General features: G+C 58.7%; 18 protein-coding genes. 11 read left to right on the top strand and 7 right to left on the bottom strand.

Going from position 1 to position 18,671, the window contains the following annotated elements; genetic code table 11:
• Positions 1–18 precede the first annotated feature (18 nt).
• The gene (glgP, locus tag C1Y42_RS15450) at positions 19–2,466 is read left to right on the top strand and encodes a glycogen phosphorylase (RefSeq protein ID WP_058769996.1); all 2,448 of its coding nucleotides are present in this window, start codon (positions 19–21) and stop codon (positions 2,464–2,466) included.
• Between the two features lie 84 nt (positions 2,467–2,550).
• On the opposite strand, the gene C1Y42_RS15455 is transcribed toward glgP, so the two are convergent.
• Together C1Y42_RS15455 and C1Y42_RS15460 are read right to left on the bottom strand one after the other, a co-directional pair.
• A complete protein-coding gene (locus C1Y42_RS15455; protein ID WP_059009882.1) occupies positions 2,551–3,108 on the bottom strand; it encodes a DcrB family lipoprotein in 558 nt (185 codons plus the stop codon).
• 115 nt (positions 3,109–3,223) lie between these two features.
• A complete protein-coding gene (locus C1Y42_RS15460) occupies positions 3,224–3,889 on the bottom strand; it encodes a 7-cyano-7-deazaguanine/7-aminomethyl-7-deazaguanine transporter (protein WP_021508018.1) in 666 nt (221 codons plus the stop codon).
• Positions 3,890–4,192: 303 nt separating this feature from the next.
• On the opposite strand from C1Y42_RS15460, the gene tusA reads away from it, so the two are divergent.
• Entirely contained in the window at positions 4,193–4,444 is a 252-nt protein-coding gene (tusA, locus tag C1Y42_RS15465) for a sulfurtransferase TusA (protein ID WP_021508017.1), read from the top strand.
• A gap of 18 nt (positions 4,445–4,462) precedes the next feature.
• Here tusA and C1Y42_RS15470 read toward each other — a convergent pair whose 3' ends face one another.
• Both C1Y42_RS15470 and C1Y42_RS15475 read right to left on the bottom strand, forming a co-directional pair.
• Entirely contained in the window at positions 4,463–6,730 is a 2,268-nt protein-coding gene (locus tag C1Y42_RS15470) for a zinc/cadmium/mercury/lead-transporting ATPase (RefSeq protein ID WP_104093899.1), read from the bottom strand.
• Between the two features lie 92 nt (positions 6,731–6,822).
• Positions 6,823–7,452 carry a lysoplasmalogenase gene (locus C1Y42_RS15475; protein ID WP_104093900.1) on the bottom strand — a complete coding sequence of 210 codons (630 nt, stop codon included), beginning with the start codon at positions 7,450–7,452 and terminating at the stop codon, positions 6,823–6,825.
• A gap of 162 nt (positions 7,453–7,614) precedes the next feature.
• Between C1Y42_RS15475 and C1Y42_RS15480 the strand changes: the two genes are divergently transcribed.
• On the top strand, positions 7,615–7,971 hold the full coding sequence (locus C1Y42_RS15480) for a DUF2500 domain-containing protein (RefSeq protein WP_021508014.1): 357 nt from the start codon (positions 7,615–7,617) through the stop codon (positions 7,969–7,971).
• 43 nt (positions 7,972–8,014) lie between these two features.
• Here the strand turns inward: C1Y42_RS15480 and C1Y42_RS15485 are convergent, their stop codons facing one another.
• Both C1Y42_RS15485 and rsmD read right to left on the bottom strand, forming a co-directional pair.
• Positions 8,015–8,281: a DUF1145 family protein gene (locus C1Y42_RS15485; protein WP_021313674.1), complete on the bottom strand. Its 267-nt coding sequence runs from the start codon at positions 8,279–8,281 to the stop codon at positions 8,015–8,017.
• Positions 8,271–8,870: a 16S rRNA (guanine(966)-N(2))-methyltransferase gene (gene rsmD / locus C1Y42_RS15490; RefSeq protein ID WP_104093901.1), complete on the bottom strand. Its 600-nt coding sequence runs from the start codon at positions 8,868–8,870 to the stop codon at positions 8,271–8,273. Before rsmD ends, C1Y42_RS15485 begins: the two co-directional genes overlap by 11 nt.
• A 231-nt stretch (positions 8,871–9,101) precedes the next feature.
• Between rsmD and ftsY the strand changes: the two genes are divergently transcribed.
• From ftsY to rpoH, 4 genes are all read left to right on the top strand, one after another.
• Positions 9,102–10,619 (top strand): signal recognition particle-docking protein FtsY, encoded by a 1,518-nt coding sequence (ftsY, locus tag C1Y42_RS15495; RefSeq protein WP_104093902.1) that lies wholly within the window; start codon positions 9,102–9,104, stop codon positions 10,617–10,619.
• 5 nt (positions 10,620–10,624) lie between these two features.
• Entirely contained in the window at positions 10,625–11,293 is a 669-nt protein-coding gene (ftsE, locus tag C1Y42_RS15500) for a cell division ATP-binding protein FtsE (RefSeq protein WP_021508011.1), read from the top strand.
• Positions 11,283–12,269, top strand: coding sequence for a permease-like cell division protein FtsX (gene ftsX, locus C1Y42_RS15505; protein ID WP_104093903.1), 987 nt, complete (start codon positions 11,283–11,285; stop codon positions 12,267–12,269). Before ftsE ends, ftsX begins: the two co-directional genes overlap by 11 nt.
• Positions 12,270–12,509: 240 nt before the next feature.
• Positions 12,510–13,367 carry an RNA polymerase sigma factor RpoH gene (gene rpoH, locus C1Y42_RS15510; protein WP_021508009.1) on the top strand — a complete coding sequence of 286 codons (858 nt, stop codon included), beginning with the start codon at positions 12,510–12,512 and terminating at the stop codon, positions 13,365–13,367.
• Between the two features lie 277 nt (positions 13,368–13,644).
• On the opposite strand, the gene panM is transcribed toward rpoH, so the two are convergent.
• The gene (gene panM / locus C1Y42_RS15515) at positions 13,645–14,031 is read right to left on the bottom strand and encodes an aspartate 1-decarboxylase autocleavage activator PanM (protein WP_058770001.1); all 387 of its coding nucleotides are present in this window, start codon (positions 14,029–14,031) and stop codon (positions 13,645–13,647) included.
• Positions 14,032–14,434: 403 nt separating this feature from the next.
• On the opposite strand from panM, the gene C1Y42_RS15520 reads away from it, so the two are divergent.
• The 4 genes from C1Y42_RS15520 to livG all read left to right on the top strand — a co-directional run bounded on the left by C1Y42_RS15520 (position 14,435) and on the right by livG (position 18,671).
• Positions 14,435–15,562 (top strand): branched-chain amino acid ABC transporter substrate-binding protein, encoded by a 1,128-nt coding sequence (locus tag C1Y42_RS15520; protein ID WP_021508007.1) that lies wholly within the window; start codon positions 14,435–14,437, stop codon positions 15,560–15,562.
• A 150-nt stretch (positions 15,563–15,712) separates the two neighbouring features.
• Entirely contained in the window at positions 15,713–16,639 is a 927-nt protein-coding gene (livH, locus tag C1Y42_RS15525) for a high-affinity branched-chain amino acid ABC transporter permease LivH (RefSeq protein ID WP_010615899.1), read from the top strand.
• Positions 16,636–17,907: a high-affinity branched-chain amino acid ABC transporter permease LivM gene (locus C1Y42_RS15530; RefSeq protein ID WP_058780903.1), complete on the top strand. Its 1,272-nt coding sequence runs from the start codon at positions 16,636–16,638 to the stop codon at positions 17,905–17,907. Before livH ends, C1Y42_RS15530 begins: the two co-directional genes overlap by 4 nt.
• Positions 17,904–18,671 carry a high-affinity branched-chain amino acid ABC transporter ATP-binding protein LivG gene (livG, locus tag C1Y42_RS15535; protein ID WP_104093904.1) on the top strand — a complete coding sequence of 256 codons (768 nt, stop codon included), beginning with the start codon at positions 17,904–17,906 and terminating at the stop codon, positions 18,669–18,671. The genes C1Y42_RS15530 and livG overlap by 4 nt, the downstream gene beginning before the upstream one ends.

Raw genomic sequence — 18,671 nt, forward strand, 5'->3', positions numbered from 1 at the left:
GAGATTGGGATACCGCATATGAACGCACCTTTCACCTATGCCTCACCCACGCTGACGGTTGACGCCCTCAAGCACTCAATCGCCTATAAGCTGATGTTTACCATTGGTAAAGATCCGTCGATCGCCAACAAGCATGAGTGGCTGAACGCCGCGCTGCTGGCGGTACGCGATCGCATGGTGGAGCGCTGGCTGCGCTCCAGCCGTGCGCAACTGTCGCAGGATGTGCGCCAGGTTTATTACCTGTCGATGGAGTTTCTGATGGGGCGCACGCTGGGCAATGCCTTGCTGGCGATGGGTATCTATGACGACCTCAATCAGGCGCTGGATGAGATGGGACTCGACCTCAGCGAGCTGATGGAAGAAGAGAACGACCCCGGGCTCGGCAACGGCGGTCTTGGCCGGCTGGCGGCCTGCTTCCTCGACTCGCTGGCCACGCTGGGCCTGCCCGGGCGCGGCTACGGCATTCGCTACGATTACGGCATGTTCAAACAGAACATTGTTGACGGCCAGCAGCGTGAATCGCCGGATTACTGGCTGGAGTACGGCAACCCGTGGGAGTTCCAGCGCTTTAACACCCGCTACAAAGTGCGTTTTGGCGGGCGGTTGCAGCATGAAGGCAGCCGGGTGCGCTGGGTTGAGACCGAAGAGATCGTGGCGATGGCCTACGATCAGATCATCCCTGGCTTCGACACCGATGCCACCAACACGCTGCGGCTGTGGGGCGCGCAGGCCAGTAACGAAATCAACCTCGGCAAGTTTAATCAGGGCGACTACTTCGCGGCGGTGGAAGATAAAAACCACTCGGAGAACGTGTCGCGCGTGCTCTATCCCGATGACTCGACCTACTCCGGACGCGAGCTGCGTCTGCGCCAGGAGTATTTTCTCGTCTCCGCCACGGTGCAGGATATCCTCAATCGCCACTGGCAGATGCATGAAACCTGGGACAACCTGGCCGACAAAATTGCCATCCACCTCAACGATACCCATCCGGTGCTGGCGATTCCCGAGCTGATGCGTCTGCTGATTGATGAGCACAAGTTTACCTGGGACGACGCCTTTGAAGTCACCTGCCAGGTGTTCTCGTACACCAACCATACGCTGATGAGCGAAGCGCTGGAGACCTGGCCGGTGGACATGATCGGCAAGATCCTGCCGCGTCACCTCAGCATCATTTTCGAAATCAATGACTACTTCCTGAAGACCATTCAGGACTACTATCCGGACGACTGGGATCTGATGGCGCGCATCTCGATCATCGACGAAAACGATGGTCGCCGCATCCGCATGGCGTGGCTGGCGGTGGTGGTTAGCCACAAGGTCAACGGCGTGTCGGAGCTGCACTCTAATCTGATGGTGCAGTCGCTGTTCGCCGATTTTGCCCGCCTGTTCCCGGGGCGCTTCTGCAATAAAACCAACGGCGTGACGCCGCGCCGCTGGCTGGCGCTGGCCAACCCGGCCTTGTCAGAGGTGCTGGATGACGCGATTGGCCGCACCTGGCGTACCGATCTGGCTCAGCTGAGCGAGCTGGTGCCGCACATTGACTATCCGGCGTTTATTGAACAGATTGCCGATGCCAAGTTCGCCAACAAAAAGCGCCTCGCGGAGTGGGTGGCGAAGAATATGGATATCGTGCTGGATCCGCAGGCGCTGTTCGACGTGCAGATCAAGCGTATTCACGAATACAAACGTCAGCTGCTGAACGTGCTGCACGTCATCACGCGTTACAACCGCATCAAAGCCGATCCGACCGCAGAGTGGGTGCCGCGCGTCAATATCTTCGCCGGGAAAGCGGCGTCGGCCTATTACGTCGCCAAGCACATCATTCACTTGATCAACGATGTCGCCAACGTGATCAACAACGATCCGCAGGTGAAGAACAAGCTGAAGGTGGTGTTTATCCCTAACTACGGCGTCAGCCTGGCGCAGATCATCATTCCGGCGGCGGATCTCTCCGAGCAGATCTCTACCGCCGGCACCGAAGCCTCCGGCACCAGTAACATGAAATTTGCGCTAAACGGCGCGCTGACCATCGGTACGCTGGACGGGGCCAACGTGGAGATGCGCGAGCACGTCGGCGCAGAGAATATCTTTATCTTCGGCAACACCACGCCGCAGGTGGAGAAGCTGCGCACTGAGGGCTATAACCCGCGCAAATACTATGAAGAGGATGCGGAACTGCACCAGGCGCTGACGCAAATCGCCAGCGGCGTCTTCAGCCCGCAGGAGCCGGGGCGCTACCGTAACCTGTTCGACGCGCTGGTCAACTTTGGCGATCACTATCAGCTGCTGGCTGATTACCGCAGTTACGTGGATACCCAGGATAAGGTGGATAAGCTTTATCGTCAGCCGGAAGAGTGGCAGCGGCGTGCGGCGCTGAACATCGCCAATATGGGTTATTTCTCCGCCGACCGTACCATTCAGGAGTACGCGGATGAGATCTGGCATATTTCGCCGGTGAGGTTATAAACGAGGCACATTCTGTAGCGGCGCAATTCATTGCGCGGTTTTTAACAACGCGCGATAAATCGCGCCGCTACCGTTGGTGCAAACTTACTTCAGAGTAATACTCTTCACAATCGCATCGGCATCGCTCTGCGCCTGCTGCTGATTGTCGGCGGGCAGGGTGATCTGCAGCGTCAGCAGTTTACCGTCCACCTTCGCCAGAATAACCGAGGACCAGGAGGTCTGGTTATTGGCGGAAATCACCGTATCCAGCTGCTGTGCCGGCTGGTCTTTCAGCGTCACCGCTTTGTTCGACACCACCTGCAGCTGCGGATCGCGGTTGCGCTGCTGCTGCTCCAGACGCTGAGCCAGCGCATCCAGTGCTTCACTGGTCGGATCGCCCGCAATCACGATAATTGCGCGCTGGCCGGTTTCATCGGCATACACGTGCATATTGGTGGATTCCGAACCCAGCTTGCCGCTCTTATCTGACATGCCTGCTGGCAGGCTGAAGCTCAGCTTACCGTCCATCAGGTTTACTGTCTGTGCTGACTGACTGGCGCTGGCGCCGTTGCTGTTTGCCGCCGTGTCGTCTTTCTTCTGATCACACGCCGCCAGGCCTAACACCAGCAGGCCGATGCCCGCATATTTCACTAAGTTACGCATTCTTATCCCTTCGTAAGGTTTCCATCAGCCGTTATCAAAACGGAATCGGTGCTTAAAAGCAATCAGCGCTTTGTCAGGAAATCTTAGCGTGCCGTGGCGTTTCGTCTACGTTCAATTAGCCGAAATTCATCTGGCGCTGAGCCGAACGTTCCGCCAGGCGCTTAAGTGCCGCATTGAGCAGAACACCGTAAGCAGGCAGGAAGAAAACCATGCAGATCAGCACTTTGAAGCTGTAATCCACCAGTGCGATCTCCACCCAGTGACTGGCCATGAACGGGTCCGGACTCTTATAAAAGGCGATAAAGAAGAAGGCCAGCGTATCGCTGATATTGCCGAGGAACATGGCACAGGCAGGCGCAATCCACCACTGCGGCAGTTTACGCAGGCGGTTAAACACGTGCACATCAAGGATTTGCCCCAGCGCATAGGCCATAAAGCTGGCGCAGGCGATACGCGCCACGAACAGATTGACCTCCTGCAGCGAGGCCCAGCCCTGCCACGCGCCCTGATAAAACACGCACGACACGATGTAGGAGATAAACAGCGCCGGAATCATCACCGCAAGGATAATGCGCCGTGCCAGCGGTGCGCCAAAAATACGCACGGTGAGATCGGTGGCGAGAAAAATAAACGGGAAGCTAAACGCACCCCAGGTGGTGTGGAAACCGAAAATCGCGACCGGCAGCTGCACCAGATAGTTACTGGAGGTAATCACCAGCAGGTGAAACAGCGACAGCCAGAATAGCGCATGCATGCGCTGACGAGCAGAGAAGTTGATCATAAAGGCCTTTTTTAAAAATGGGGTGAGGGAACCCATCCTCTTCATACTTCAGGTTTTATGTGCGTTGGCTGCGCCTGCTCACCCCAGTCACTTACTTCAGTAAGCTCCTGGGGTGAGCAGGCTTGCCGCCTTCCTAAAACCTGAATTATTTTGAGGAATTGGCAGTAACATTAAAAAATCGGACGGCATCTTAGCGTGTTGCGCAACAAATGCAATGGTTAATTTTAACGCAATCGTTCTCGCCTTGCGCGCGCGCTGTAGCGCGTTAGAATGAGCGCCCACCCTGAATAAAGACAGAGAATCATGAGCGATCCTTTTTCCGCTGCGGACCATACGCTTGATGCGCTTGGGCTGCGCTGCCCGGAGCCGGTGATGATGGTGCGCAAAACCGTGCGTACCATGCAGGCGGGCGAAACGTTGCTGATCATCGCCGACGATCCGGCGACCACGCGTGATATTCCCGGCTTCTGCCGCTTTATGGAGCATCAGCTGCTGGCACAGCAGACCGAGAGCCTGCCGTACCAGTATCTGATCCAGAAAGGCGCGGATGCCTGATCGCGGCATCCGCCCGCCTCAGCGCTGACGCAGCAGGCGCAGCGCGTTGGCGGTGACCAGCGCGGTGGCACCGGAATCGGCCAGCACCGCCAGCCACAGGCCGGTAAAGCCGAGCAGCGTGGTGACGAGGAAAATCGCCTTCAGCCCCAGCGCCAGCGCAATATTCTGACGGATAATGGCGCGCGTGCGGCGTGCCAGCTGCACGGTGCGCGGCAGAATCGCCAGGTTATTTTGCGTCAGAGCCGCATCGGCCGCTTCCAGCGCCACATCAGTGCCGCTGCCCATGGCAATCCCCAGCGTCGCGGCCTTCATGGCTGGCGCATCGTTGATGCCATCGCCGACCATCGCCAGCGGCTGCTGTTCGCCCAGTTCACGCACGGCGGCTACCTTATCCGCAGGCAACAGACCGGCGCGATAGCTGATGCCGAGTTCGGCGGCAATCGCGGCGGCGGCGCGCGGGTTATCGCCGGTCAGCATCACGCTGCGAATTCCCAGCGCCTGCAGCGCCGCCAGCGCACTGCGCGCCTCCTCGCGCAGCAAATCCTGCAGCGCCAGCAGCCCGATCGGCTGTGCTTCGCGCAACAGCACCACCACGGTTTTGCCCTGTGCCTCCAGCTGTGCAATCTGTTGCTGCTGCGCGTCACTCAGCGCTGCCGCATCACGCGGTGCCAGCAGTTGATGCATCACGCCGTTGATCTGCGCGCGAATGCCGCTGCCGGCCAGCGTTAGCTGATGCTGCGCCGGCGGAATCACCTGCTGCTGGCGCTGTGCTTCCGCCACTATCGCCCGCGCCAGCGGATGGCCGGAGCCCTGCTCAATGGCGGCCGCAAGGCTGAGCAGCTGTTGCTGTGCATCCGCGCCAAACGGCTTTACGTCGGTGACCTGCGGTTTACCGGCGGTCAGGGTGCCGGTTTTATCAAACGCCAGCGCCTGCACCCGGCTGAGGCGTTCGAGCGCCGCGCCGCCTTTAATCAGCGCGCCCTGGCGAGCCGCCGCCGCCAGGCCGGAAGTGATAGCGGCAGGCGTGGAGATCACCAGCGCGCACGGACAGCCAATCAGCAGCAGCGTCAGCCCTTTGTAGATCCATGGCAGCCAGGCGCCGAATCCGAGCAGCGGCGGCAGCACCATCACCAGCAGTGCCAGCAGCATGATGGCCGGCGTGTACAGGCGGCTGAAGCGATCGATAAAACGCTCCACCGGCGCGCGGTGACTTTCGGCCTCTTCAATCAGCTGCAGAATGCGGTCGATAGCGCTGTGGCCCGGCTGTGAGGTCACGCGCAGCGTCACCAGCCGATCCACGCTGGTGGCGCCTGCCATCACGGCATCGCCCGGCTGATGGGCCACCGGTAGCGATTCGCCGGTCAGCGCGCTTTCATCAAAGCTGGCGCTGGCGTGCAGCAGCTCGGCATCGGCGGGCAGACGACCGCCTGCTGCCACTTCAATCACATCGCCGGGCTGGAGCGCCGCCAGTGCTACCTGCTCACGCTGTGTGCCATTGACGCGCGTGGCGGTGTCCGGACGCAGCGCCATCAGCGCGGTGACGCCACGGCGCGCCCGCGCGGCGGCATAGGCTTCCAGCCGTTCTCCCAGCTGGAATAGCAGCAGCACCATGGCAGCTTCGGCATGGGCGCCAATCACCAGCGCGCCCGCGGCGGCGAGGGTCATCAGGGTTTCAATGCTGAACGGTGAGCCGCTGCGTATGGCCTGCCACGCGCTGCGGGCTACCGGCACCAGACCGACCAGCGTGGTAAGCACAAACAGGCGATCGCCCCACAGCGGCGTGAGCTGGCTCAGCAGCCAGCTGGCGATCATCAACAGCGTGAGCAGTATGAGCGAGGCATTATCGCGCCAGCGGCGCGCCGCCGGTGCGGGGTTCTCAGTGGATTTCAGGCTAAAGCCGGCGTGGTTAACGGCCTGTTCGATAGCCGGACGAATATCGCTGTGCGCCTCCACCAGCAGATTTTCACTGGCGAATATCACCCGCGCGCTGGCGACCTGCGGCAGCTTTTGCACGGCGGTTTCGATTTTGCGGGCGCAGCTCGGGCAGTCCATGCCGGCAATCTGCCAGCGGAACTGATAGGACGCGGATGCGCGCCTGTCGCTGTCGGCGTCGCCGCCGCCGGGACTGTCGTCATTGCTGGTGCAGCAGCCGCAATCACTGGACGCGGCCACCGGCTGCGCGGCGGAAATCTTCAGGGATGCAGGCTGAACGCTGCGTACCGCGCACAGCGGTTTTGGTTGACGGTGTGATTTGCCACAGCGGCAAGAGTGGGCATGTTGATGCATGTGACCTCCGGTTGCAGAAGCGGGCCGATGCCCGCAGTCTGCATGCTACACTCTGGAGTGGACTCCAGAGTCAAGCGGTGAGGTCACTTTTTTCAGTACAGCCACAGTGAACGCACAATCATGAAGTGACCGGCGAAGTAGCAGGCGGCAACGATGGCGCTGTCAGCGCTGAAGCGGCGGCGATAGTGCGAGATAAACCACACGATATTAGCCAGCAACAGTAGCACGGCCCCCACTAGCAGCGAGAAGCTGTAATCGGTCGGACGGAAGAAGTAGTTTTCCGCCGCCATCCAGTTCATCACCAGCGTCATGCCAATCAGCGTACAGATCGGCCAGCGCAGCGTATCCAGTTTTGACCAGATAATGGCGATCGCGATGATACCAATCACCAGGAAGGTGAGCGGAATCGGCCAGAAGAAGCTCATGGTCATGTGCGCGGCAAAGCTGATGGTGTACAGCAGATGCGAAAGGAAAAAGGCGCCGAGCGCATACAGCATCTGCTGACGCGGCAGCAGGGTTAACGCATCGCCCACCAGCGTGGCGACCAGGCCAGCCAGAATCAGGTAGTCGGTGGTGTTAAGCGTGGGAGCCTGCCACGCCCAGGCAACCAGCAACAGCAGCGTAACGGGTTTGAACAGCCAGCGCTGCCACTGCGGGCCGCGGTAGGAGGCATCGACATACAGCCAACCGGAAAAAAGGACTGCAAGGAAAGACCAAAGCATTTTTTCTCCCTTTTGTGAACGTGTCGCCCACATTGATGAATTTTCCCAAAATCGCGATCTCAGTTTAAGTTACTGGCGGCAAATGTGACAATCGGGCAACTCTGGTTGTATGCTTTGGCGTCTTTTATCTGTTAACCCCCGACGTAAAGTGCGAGAGAAAACATGAGCAAACCACCGCTAATCTTTTTTATCGTCCTGGCTGTAATTGCCATCCTGGCAACCCGTCAGTTTATCAAGCAGCGCCGCGAAGCCGCGGTCAACGACGCTTCACCGGTGCGCTCAATGAGTGTGGAAGTGAAAACCAAGCGAGAGTTTCCGGCCCCCAATCGCCGTTCGCGTCAGCGCGAAGAGATTGTGGCGGAAGAGATGAAGTATGAAGCCTGGTTCCATCCGCTGAACGGCGCCGGTGATTTTAAGGTCAACGTCAGCGCCAGCGATTATCACCAGATGGACAAAGGCGTGAAGGGCGAGCTGAAAATGCAGGGCACGCGCTTTGTCAGCTTTACCCCGGCGCAATAGGCACTAAAGCGCACGGGGCTGAAGCCGCGCGCGCTGTCTTGAGTTACGACGGATAGTGCTTTTTCTGCCACGCCAGCAGTTCAAATACGCCAAAGAAGAAGATTTTCGCCTGCGTGGCGCGGCTCAGCTTTGGCGCTTCCTTTGGTTGCGTGGCACGCAGCAGCACCAGCTGCAGGCCGTGCATCACCACCATAAAGAACAGCGCAACATGGACAAAGTAGCGCAGCGGCGTCGGGAAGGGGTGCACCAGGTTAAGCAGCAGAAATGCCCAGACGCAAATCATCAGCAAACGTCCCAGATTAAGCCACATCATCGGTCTCCTGTTGGCGTTGATAGAGGCGATAGGCCACCTGACCGGCAATCTTCTCGCGATACAGATCCCAGTTAGCCGGTGCCAGCGGGGTGCCGTGCTCCACTTCGCTCTCAACATAAATCAGCGCGTGGGCGGCGAGCCAGCCATTGTTCTCCAGCAGCGTTAGTGTCTCCTGCAGCAGGCCTTTGCGGAACGGCGGATCAACAAACACCACGTCGAATGGCTCGCCAGGCTGGCTTAGCCACTGCAGCGTATTGGTCTGGACGACGCTGGCGTTACTGGCGCGCAGCGTGTGCAGGTTTTGCGTCAGCTGCTGCGCCACGTGACGTTCCAGTTCCAGCAGGATCGCGGAGGCGGCATAGCGCGATAGCGCTTCTAAGCCCAGCGCGCCGCTGCCGGCATAGCAATCGAGGCAGCGCGCCTGCTGGATATCCGGCGCCAGCCAGTTGAATAGCGTTTCACGCACGCGATCGGTGGTCGGGCGCAGGCCGGCGCTGTCCGGCACCGGCAATTTGCGGCCGCGCCACTGTCCGCCAATCAGGCGAATCTGGCCTGCCGCGCCGCTGTTGCGGGGGGATTTACTCATTTCGCTCACAACTCGTCATAATTTGTTGCGTAGTTTAACGGGCGTAGCAGGCAGAAGAAACGTTAAAAAAGGGTGCTGTGGTGCGCTGGCAGGAAAGTGTTAGACTACTAAGTTGATAAAGCGGACGTAATTGCCTGATTTTTACGCCGCTCACGCGCGAAAAAGTGAATTTTTTATCCCCTGGGAACAGCGTGCTACCGGGAATAAGCCATCGAGGAGTGTGGTCACACAATGGCAAAAGAGAAAAAACGCGGCTTTTTTTCCTGGCTGGGCTTTGGCAAAGAAGAGCAGCAGCCAGCGGAAGAGCAGGCGCAGCAGCAGCCGACCGATCAACCGGCACCCGCCGCTGAAGAGAGCGCGTTAGCAAGCGCCGAAGCGCAGGCCGCCGAAACCGTGATCGTCACTGAGCAGGTGGCAGAACAGCAGGCCGAATCGTCGGTTCACGCCGACGCTGAAACGCATCCCGTTGCGGAAGCAGAAACCGCAGCCGAATCCGATGCTAACGCTGATGACGCAGAAACCGCTGCCGTCAGCGCGATTGAAGAAGAGTTACTGCCGGAAGATCATCCGCAGCCGGAGCTGATGCCGGTTGAAGAGGAGCCGCAGGCTGAAGAACTGATTATTGAAGCACCGGTTTTCTCTGAGGAGCCTCAGCCAGAGGACGCAGAGGACGCAGACGCACCGCTGAGCGATGAAGAACTGGAAGCGCTGGCGTTAGCGGAAACCTACGCCGAAGACGCGGCTGAAGAGCGCGTGGCGACAGACACCGTGAGCGATCTGCCGCTGGCGGCCGCGCCGATTGTGGCTCAGGAGCAGGAGCGCCCCACCAAAGAGGGCTTCTTTGCCCGCCTGAAACGCAGCCTGGTCAAAACGCGTGAAAACCTCGGATCCGGCTTTATCAGCCTGTTCCGCGGCAAAAAAATCGATGACGAGCTGTTTGAAGAGCTGGAGGAGCAGTTGCTGATCGCCGATGTCGGCGTGGAAACCACGCGCCGCATCATCACCAGCCTGACGCAACAGGCCAGCCGTAAGCAGCTGCGCGATGCCGAAGCGCTGTATGGCCTGCTGAAGGCTGAAATGGCCGGCATTCTGGAAAAGGTTGATGCCCCGCTGGACGTGGCGGGCAAAACACCGTTCGTTATCCTGATGGTCGGCGTTAACGGCGTGGGTAAAACCACCACCATCGGTAAGCTGGCGCGTCAGTATCAGGCGCAGGGCAAGTCCGTCATGCTGGCGGCGGGTGACACCTTCCGCGCGGCGGCGGTAGAGCAGCTGCAGGTCTGGGGCCAGCGCAACAATATTCCGGTGGTCGCGCAGCATACGGGCGCGGATTCTGCGTCGGTTATTTTTGACGCCATCCAGGCGGCGAAATCGCGCCACGTTGACGTGCTGATCGCCGATACCGCTGGCCGCCTGCAGAACAAAGCGCACCTGATGGAAGAGCTAAAAAAAATCACCCGCGTGATGAAGAAGCTGGACGAAGAGGCACCGCATGAGGTGATGCTGACGATTGACGCCAGCACCGGCCAGAACGCCATCAGCCAGGCGAAGCTGTTCCACGAAGCGGTCGGCCTGACCGGTATCACCCTGACCAAGCTCGACGGCACCGCAAAAGGTGGCGTGATCTTCTCGGTGGCCGATCAGTTTGGCATTCCGATTCGTTATATCGGTGTCGGGGAAGGCATCGAAGATTTACGGCCGTTTAAGGCCGCCGACTTTATTGAGGCACTGTTTGCCCGAGAGGAATAATTGGCATGATTCGCTTTGAAGAGGTCAGTAAGGCTTATCTGGGAGGACGCCAGGCGCTGCAGGGCGTGGATTTCCATTTGCGTCCCGGTGAGATGGCGTTTCTGACCGGCCACTCAGGCGCGGGGAAAAGTACCTTACTGAAGCTGATTTGTGGCATTGAGCGCCCGAGCGCCGGGCAAATCTGGTTCAGCGGTCACGATATTTCCCGGCTGCGTCACAGCGAAGTGCCTTTCCTGCGCCGCCAGATCGGCATGATTTTCCAGGATCACCATTTGCTGATGGATCGTTCGGTCTACGACAACGTAGCGATTCCGCTGATTATTTCCGGGGCCAGCGGCGAGGATATTCGCCGTCGCGTGTCGGCGGCGCTGGACAAAGTCGGCCTGCTCGACAAAGCAAAAAGTTATCCGATTCAGCTCTCTGGCGGTGAACAGCAGCGCGTCGGCATTGCCCGCGCGGTAGTGAATAAACCGGCCGTGCTACTGGCGGATGAACCGACCGGTAACCTCGATAACGCGCTGTCGGAAGATATTTTGCGCCTGTTTGAAGAGTTCAACCGCGTGGGCGTTACGGTACTGATGGCGACGCACGACATCGGGCTGATCGCACGCCGCAATTATCGCGTGATGACGCTTAATCAGGGACGTCTGCACGGAGGCCACGATGGTCAATAAACGTAACAAGCGTCCGGCTGCGCCGAAAGCGGCGAAGCAGCCGTCAAAGAGCAAAGCGCTGAAGGGCGGCTGGCAGGAGCAGTGGCGCTACGCGTGGCGCGGTACCCTGTCCGACATGTATCGTCAGCCGCTGGCGACGCTGCTGACGGTAATGGTGATCGCGATTTCGCTGACGCTGCCCAGCGTGTGCTACATGGTGTGGAAAAACGTCAGCCAGGCCGCCGCACAGTGGTACCCGGCGCCGCAGCTGACGGTTTACCTCGACAAAGCGCTGGATGACACGGCGGCAGAGAACGTGACCGCCGAGCTGAAAAAGCTCGATGGCGTGGACAAGGTGAACTACCTGACGCGTGAAGAGGCGCAAAGCGAGTTCCGCAACTGGTCCGGCTTTGGTGGTGCGATGGATATGCTGGAGCAGAACCCGCTGCCGGCGGTGGCGATCATCACGCCGAAGCTGAACTTCCAGAACTCCGATACCATGGCCAATCTGCGCGATCGCGTGGCGAAAGTGCAGGGCGTGGATGAAGTGCGCATGGATGACAGCTGGTTTGCGCGTTTAGCCGCACTCACCGGGTTGGTGGGGCAGGTGGCGTCAATGATCGGCCTGCTGATGGTGGTGGCGGTGTTCCTGGTGATTGGCAACAGCGTGCGCCTGAGCATTTTTGCCCGGCGTGACACCATCAACGTACAGAAGCTGATTGGCGCGACCGATGGCTTTATTCTGCGGCCTTTCCTCTACGGCGGCGCGCTGCTAGGTTTCAGCGGTGCGGTGCTGTCGCTGATTCTGTCGGAAGTGCTGGTACTGCGCCTGCAGTCGGTGGTGGCGCAGGTCGCCTCCGTCTTCGGCACCAGCTTCGCGCTGGAGGGCTTTTCATGGGATGAAGGTCTGCTGCTGCTGTTAATCACGGCCATCATCGGCTGGATTGCCGCGTGGCTGGCAACGGTGCAACATTTACGTCGTTTTACGCCGCAGTAACCCATAGCAACGATTTTTTGATATACTCTTCCTCTGCTGCCGACGACCTGGGAGCAGAGGATTTCTCCGATTTCCCCCGCCGTCATCTGTGTGTAAAATATTCACTGCTATAATTGAACTTGTGGATAACTTTGACGTCCAAGTAGCACAGATTGCTTTTGGTTTTCACGCGTCGTTGACATAATGTAACGGCTGCGCAGGGAAACGAGCAGCAAGTCCATTGAATTTGTGAGGGTTTGAATGACCAAAGAAATGCAAACTTTAGCGATTGCTCCTCTGGGCAACCTGGAATCTTACGTCCGGGCTGCTAACAACTGGCCGGTATTAACGGCAGAAGAGGAAAAAGCACTGGCTGAGCGGCTGCATTACCAGGGCGATCTGGATGCAGCTAAGACGCTGATCCTGTCTCACCTGCGCTTTGTTGTTCATATCGCTCGTAACTATTCCGGTTACGGCCTGCCGCAGGCGGACCTGATCCAGGAAGGTAACATCGGCCTGATGAAGGCGGTGCGTCGCTTCAACCCGGAAGTCGGGGTGCGTCTGGTGTCGTTTGCCGTGCACTGGATCAAAGCGGAGATTCACGAGTACGTGCTGCGTAACTGGCGTATCGTGAAAGTTGCCACCACCAAAGCACAGCGCAAACTGTTCTTTAACCTGCGTAAAACCAAGCAGCGTCTCGGCTGGTTCAATCAGGATGAAGTCGAAATGGTGGCGCGCGAGCTGGGTGTCAGCAGCAAAGACGTGCTGGAAATGGAGTCGCGCATGGCGGCCCAGGATATGACCTTCGACATGTCATCTGATGACGATGCGGGCGAAGGCAAGCCGATGGCACCGGTGCTGTATCTGCAGGATAAAACCTCTGACTTTGCCGACGGCATTGAAGAGGATAACTGGGATGCGCACGCTGCTGACAAGCTGAGCGATGCAATGCTGAGCCTTGATGAGCGTAGCCAGCACATTATCCGTGCTCGCTGGCTGGATGATGACAACAAAACCACGCTGCAGGAGCTGGCCGACCAGTACGGTGTGTCTGCCGAGCGCGTGCGTCAGCTGGAAAAGAACGCCATGAAGAAACTGCGTATGGCGATTGAAGCCTGATTAACGGCTGACAGATAAATGGGGCGACCACCGGGTCGCCCTTTTTTATGCGCGCAATAACCTGCGATGACTTATGACCTGTGCGGATTACAGCACGGTCGCCATGAATGGCGACTCTTCAGGACGCGCATTCATAGGCATCGTTAATCACGATCCCACGCAATCTGTACGCTCGTTCGCAATCCCCGTAGGGTGCGCATTCATGCGCACCGTTAATCACGCTCCTGCGCCACATACGTATTCATGCGCACCGCTCTGCACGGCGTAAATTCGCCGCTTAACGCACCCACCCGTCGCTCTGCGCGCGAAAGCCACACGCCTGCATAAACGCCGCGCGCACGCGCTGATCGTCTTCGCCGTCATCGGCAACCCACCAGTGATCCAGCGCGCTGTTCTGCGCTATCGTCTCTTCCAGCAGATATTGCCCTACGCCGCGCCGCCGCGTGACTTCACGCACTTCCAGCTGCGTAATCTTGCCCAGCGTGCCGCGAATCTCCAGCCGCAGCGCCCCAAGCAGGCGATCGTTAAAGCGCGCCGCATACAGCCGCTGCGCTTCACTGAGGCTGGCTTCCAGCTGCGCGATATCCTGCTGCGGCCAGACTTTGGCTAAATCCAGTCGATCCTGCGGCGTCAGCGTGTTGATGCGCTGAATAGTGAGCTTCATAACCCTTACCTGTACTGGCAGAAAGGCCTTAGTGTAGCGAATTTAGACAGTCAGAGCGCTGTCACTTTTTTGCGATGAAAAGAGGTCAAATGCCAGCCACTTTGCCAGGATTGTGGAGTAAGCCAGCATCGATCGCTGAAAAAGCCAGCATAACGCGCTGGCCTGGTGGTGAAAAACCGGCCATAAAAACCAGAGTAATCTGCTGTTCCCGTCAGCTTTTACTGAATATGTCAGTTGATTTACAGAAGAAAGTTCCTGTTTAATAACCTGAAAAATAAAGCCTTCTTAACAAAAAATGCCAGAAAAGAGCGCTAACTCATTATTCTCAAATCAGTTTTGCTCTTTGACTGGCAGATAAATAACCAATCACAACAGACACGACACAACAGATGGGGAAGTTCGCATGAAAATGAGTAAAGGACGCGCATTACTGGCGGGTTGCGTAGCGCTGGCGATGAGCCATGCGGTACTGGCGAAAGACATCAAAATTGCGATTGTCGGTGCGGCAACCGGCCCGGTGGCGCAGTACGGTGACATGCAGTTCACCGGTGCGGCCCAGGCGATCAAGGACATCAACGCCAAAGGCGGCGTAAACGGCGACAAGCTGGTCGGCGTAGAATATGACGACGCCTGTGACCCGAAACAGGCGGTTGCGGTGGCCAACAAAGTGGTCAATGACGGTATCAAATACGTTATCGGCCACCTGTGCTCCTCCTCCACTCAGCCAGCATCAGACATTTATAACGATGAAGGCATTCTGATGATCACCCCGGCGGCTACCGCGCCTGAACTGACCGCGCGCGGCTATGCCGACGTGATGCGTACCACCGGTCTGGATTCCGATCAGGGCCCGACCGCAGCCAACTACATCCTCGATCAGATCAAACCAAAACGTATTGCCGTGGTGCATGACAAGCAGCAGTACGGTCAGGGCCTGGCGGAATCCGTGCAGAAGACCCTGAAGGCGAAAGGCGGCAACGTGGTGCTGTTCGAAGGGATCACCGCTGGCGATAAAGACTTCTCCACGCTGATTGCGCGCCTGAAGAAAGAGAACGTCGACTTCGTTTACTACGGCGGTTACTACCCGGAGCTGGGCCAGATTCTGCGTCAGGCCAAAACCGCCGGTCTGAAAGCCGGCTTTATGGGACCAGAAGGGGTCGGCAACGCTTCCCTGTCTAACATCGCGGGTGACGCCTCTGAAGGCCTGTACGTGACGCTGCCGAAGCGCTACGACCAGCTGCCAGACAACAAAGCGATTGTGGACGCGATCAAAGCCAACAGCGCATCAAACCGCAAAGATCCAACCGGCCCGTTCGTCTGGACCACCTATGCGGCTATTCAGTCACTGGTGGCGGGCATTGAGCGCAGCAAAAGCGATGAGCCTGATGCGATTGCTAAAAACCTGAAAGAGGGTGCGCCGGTGCCCACCGTGATGGGTAACCTGAGCTGGGACCAGAAGGGCGATCTGAAGGGCTTCGAATTTGGCGTCTTCAAATGGCACAAAGACGGTTCTTCTACCGCAGTTAAGTAAGCACGCTCCTGAATTGTCCCTCTCCTGATGGGCGAGGGCAGGGTGCGGCACCGCGCACGCGCGCTGAATGAGGCGCTGCGACGCGGTGCTCTCACCCTAACCCGGTGCCGAACGCACCGGGGATTTCCCGTTTACATGCAGGTCCTCACTATGTCCGAGCAGTTTCTCTATTTCATTCAGCAGATGTTCAACGGGGTCACCCTCGGGAGCACCTACGCGCTGATCGCCATCGGTTACACCATGGTTTATGGCATCATCGGCATGATCAACTTCGCCCACGGCGAGGTGTACATGATCGGCAGTTATGTCTCCTTTATCGTGATTGCCGCCCTGATGATGATGGGTATCGACACCTCGTGGCTGATGATTGCCGCCGGGTTCGTGATGGCGGTGATTATCTCCAGCGCCTACGGCTGGAGCATTGAGCGCGTGGCGTATAAGCCAGTGCGCTCCTCCAAACGCCTGATCGCGCTGATCTCGGCGATTGGTATGTCGATCTTTCTGCAGAACTACGTCAGCCTGACGCAGGGCTCGCGCGATCTGGCGCTGCCCAGCCTGATCACCGGCCAGTGGACGCTGGGTGAGAGCAACGGCTTTGCCGCCACGCTCACCACCATGCAGCTGGTTATCTGGGTCGTCACCTTCCTCGCGATGCTGGCGCTGACCCTGTTCATTCGTTATTCGCGCATGGGCCGCGCCTGCCGTGCCTGCGCTGAAGACCTGAAAATGGCCAGCCTGCTGGGCATCAACACCGACCGCGTGATCTCACTGACCTTTGTGATCGGCGCAGCGATGGCGGCCGTGGCTGGCGTGCTACTGGGGCAGTTTTACGGCTCCATTAACCCGTTCATCGGCTTTATGGCCGGCATGAAAGCCTTTACCGCGGCGGTACTGGGCGGCATCGGCAGCATTCCGGGCGCAATGATTGGCGGCCTGGTGCTGGGCATTGCGGAAGCGCTGACGTCAGCCTATCTGTCGACCGAATATAAAGACGTGGTGTCATTCGCGCTGCTGATCGTGGTGCTGCTGGTGATGCCAACCGGTATCCTGGGCCGTCCGGAGGTGGAGAAAGTATGAAACGCCTCGGTCTGGTTAACGCCGTGGTCTCCACGGTGATGCTGCTGGTGCTCGCCAGCTTCTTTATGGGCATGCGCCTCGATCTCGACGGTACCAAACTGGTGGTGGCGAATGCAGGCGCCGTGCGCTGGAACTGGATCTTCCTCGGCTGCGCAGTGGTGTTTGTATTCCAGCTGCTGCGTCCGCTGTTGCAGGGCAAGCTCAAACGCAGTGGCAAAGGGCTGGTGCTGCCGGGTTTTGACGGTTCGACACCAAAGCAAAAACTGCTGATGCTGCTGGTGATTGTTGCCGCCGTCGCCTGGCCCTTCTTCGTGTCGCGCGGCAGCGTGGATATCGCCACCCTGACGCTGATCTACGTGATGCTCGGCCTCGGCCTGAATGTGGTAGTGGGCCTGTCCGGCCTGCTGGTGCTGGGCTACGGCGGCTTTTACGCCATCGGTGCTTATACCTTTGCGCTGCTGAATCACTATTACGGCTTTGGCTTCTGGGAGAGTCTGCCGCTGGCGGGTATTGTCGCCGGTGCCTTTGGCCTGCTGCTGGGCTTCCCGGTGCTGCGGCTGCGCGGTGACTATCTGGCGATTGTGACGCTCGGCTTTGGTGAGATCGTGCGTATTCTGCTGCTGAACAGCACATCAATCACTGGCGGTCCCAATGGAATCGCGCAGATTCCCAAGCCGAGCCTGTTTGGTATTGAATTTGGCCGGCGCGTCAGTGAAGGCGGCTGGACCACCTTCCACGATCTGACAGGCCTGGCGTACGATCCCAATCACCGCGTGATTTTCCTTTATCTGGTGGCGCTGCTGCTGGTGGTGCTGACGCTGTTCGTCATCAATCGTCTGCTGCGCATGCCGCTGGGGCGTGCGTGGGAAGCGCTGCGTGAAGATGAGATCGCCTGCCGTTCGCTCGGTCTCAGCCCAACGCGCATCAAGCTGACGGCCTTTACCATCAGCGCGGTGTTCGCCGGTTTCGCCGGTACGCTGTTTGCCGCGCGTCAGGGCTTTGTCAGCCCGGAATCTTTTACCTTTGTCGAGTCCGCGTTTGTGCTGGCGATTGTGGTGCTGGGCGGCATGGGTTCGCAGCTGGCGGTGATCCTGGCCGCGATTCTGCTGGTGGTGTCGCGCGAGCTGATGCGTGATTTGAACGAGTACAGCATGCTGGTGCTCGGTGGGTTGATGGTGCTGATGATGATCTGGCGTCCGCAGGGGCTGCTGCCGATGAAGCGTCCGCACCTGAAGCTGAAACAGGCAAAACAAGGAGAGCAGGCATGAGTCAGCCTTTATTAGCCGTTGAAGGCCTGATGATGCGCTTCGGCGGCCTGCTGGCCGTCAACAACGTGGCGCTGGAACTGCATCCGCAGGAGATCGTCTCGCTGATTGGCCCGAACGGGGCGGGGAAAACCACGGTATTCAACTGCCTGACCGGTTTCTATAAGCCAACGGGCGGCACCATCGAACTGCGCGATCAGCCATTGCAGGGCCTGCCGGGGCAGAAGATTGCGCGCATGGGCGTGGTGCGAACTTTCCAGCACGTGCGCCTGTTCCGTGAGATGACGGTGATTGAAAACCTGCTGGTGGCGCAGCATCAGCATTTGAAAAGCGGCGTGTTCTCCGGGCTGTTTAAAACCCCGGCGTTCCGGCGTGGCGAGAGCGAAGCGCTGGACCGCGCGGCCAGCTGGCTGGAGCGCATTGGCCTGCTGGAGCTGGCTAACCGCCAGGCCGGCAATCTGGCTTACGGCCAGCAGCGCCGGCTGGAGATCGCCCGCTGCATGGTGACGCGTCCGGAAATCCTGATGCTCGACGAACCGGCCGCCGGCCTCAACCCGCGCGAAACGCACGAGCTGGATGAGCTGATCGCTGAACTGCGCGGCGAACACAAGGTGACGGTGCTGCTGATTGAACACGATATGAAGCTGGTGATGGGCATTTCTGATCGCATTTATGTGGTGAATCAGGGAACGCCGCTGGCCAACGGTACGCCGGAAGAAGTGCGTAACAACCCGGATGTGATCCGTGCTTATTTAGGTGAGGCGTAA

The organism is Pantoea sp. ICBG 985, assembly GCF_002928365.1.
Classification (GTDB): Bacteria; Pseudomonadota; Gammaproteobacteria; order Enterobacterales; family Enterobacteriaceae; genus Pantoea; species Pantoea dispersa.

Excerpts from the sequence above, each read along its gene's own strand:
- ftsE (WP_021508011.1), top strand. The coding sequence starts at position 10,625 with ATGATTCGCTTTGAAGAGGTCAGTAAGGCTTATCTGGGAGGACGCCAG.
- rpoH (WP_021508009.1), top strand. The coding sequence starts at position 12,510 with ATGACCAAAGAAATGCAAACTTTAGCGATTGCTCCTCTGGGCAACCTG.
- C1Y42_RS15480 (WP_021508014.1), top strand. The coding sequence starts at position 7,615 with ATGAGCAAACCACCGCTAATCTTTTTTATCGTCCTGGCTGTAATTGCC.
- C1Y42_RS15470 (WP_104093899.1), bottom strand. The coding sequence starts at position 6,730 with ATGCATCAACATGCCCACTCTTGCCGCTGTGGCAAATCACACCGTCAA.
- tusA (WP_021508017.1), top strand. The coding sequence starts at position 4,193 with ATGAGCGATCCTTTTTCCGCTGCGGACCATACGCTTGATGCGCTTGGG.
- rsmD (WP_104093901.1), bottom strand. The coding sequence starts at position 8,870 with ATGAGTAAATCCCCCCGCAACAGCGGCGCGGCAGGCCAGATTCGCCTG.
- ftsX (WP_104093903.1), top strand. The coding sequence starts at position 11,283 with ATGGTCAATAAACGTAACAAGCGTCCGGCTGCGCCGAAAGCGGCGAAG.
- livG (WP_104093904.1), top strand. The coding sequence starts at position 17,904 with ATGAGTCAGCCTTTATTAGCCGTTGAAGGCCTGATGATGCGCTTCGGC.
- C1Y42_RS15530 (WP_058780903.1), top strand. The coding sequence starts at position 16,636 with ATGAAACGCCTCGGTCTGGTTAACGCCGTGGTCTCCACGGTGATGCTG.
- C1Y42_RS15520 (WP_021508007.1), top strand. The coding sequence starts at position 14,435 with ATGAAAATGAGTAAAGGACGCGCATTACTGGCGGGTTGCGTAGCGCTG.
- C1Y42_RS15485 (WP_021313674.1), bottom strand. The coding sequence starts at position 8,281 with ATGTGGCTTAATCTGGGACGTTTGCTGATGATTTGCGTCTGGGCATTT.
- panM (WP_058770001.1), bottom strand. The coding sequence starts at position 14,031 with ATGAAGCTCACTATTCAGCGCATCAACACGCTGACGCCGCAGGATCGA.
- livH (WP_010615899.1), top strand. The coding sequence starts at position 15,713 with ATGTCCGAGCAGTTTCTCTATTTCATTCAGCAGATGTTCAACGGGGTC.
- C1Y42_RS15455 (WP_059009882.1), bottom strand. The coding sequence starts at position 3,108 with ATGCGTAACTTAGTGAAATATGCGGGCATCGGCCTGCTGGTGTTAGGC.
- ftsY (WP_104093902.1), top strand. The coding sequence starts at position 9,102 with ATGGCAAAAGAGAAAAAACGCGGCTTTTTTTCCTGGCTGGGCTTTGGC.
- C1Y42_RS15460 (WP_021508018.1), bottom strand. The coding sequence starts at position 3,889 with ATGATCAACTTCTCTGCTCGTCAGCGCATGCATGCGCTATTCTGGCTG.
- glgP (WP_058769996.1), top strand. The coding sequence starts at position 19 with ATGAACGCACCTTTCACCTATGCCTCACCCACGCTGACGGTTGACGCC.
- C1Y42_RS15475 (WP_104093900.1), bottom strand. The coding sequence starts at position 7,452 with ATGCTTTGGTCTTTCCTTGCAGTCCTTTTTTCCGGTTGGCTGTATGTC.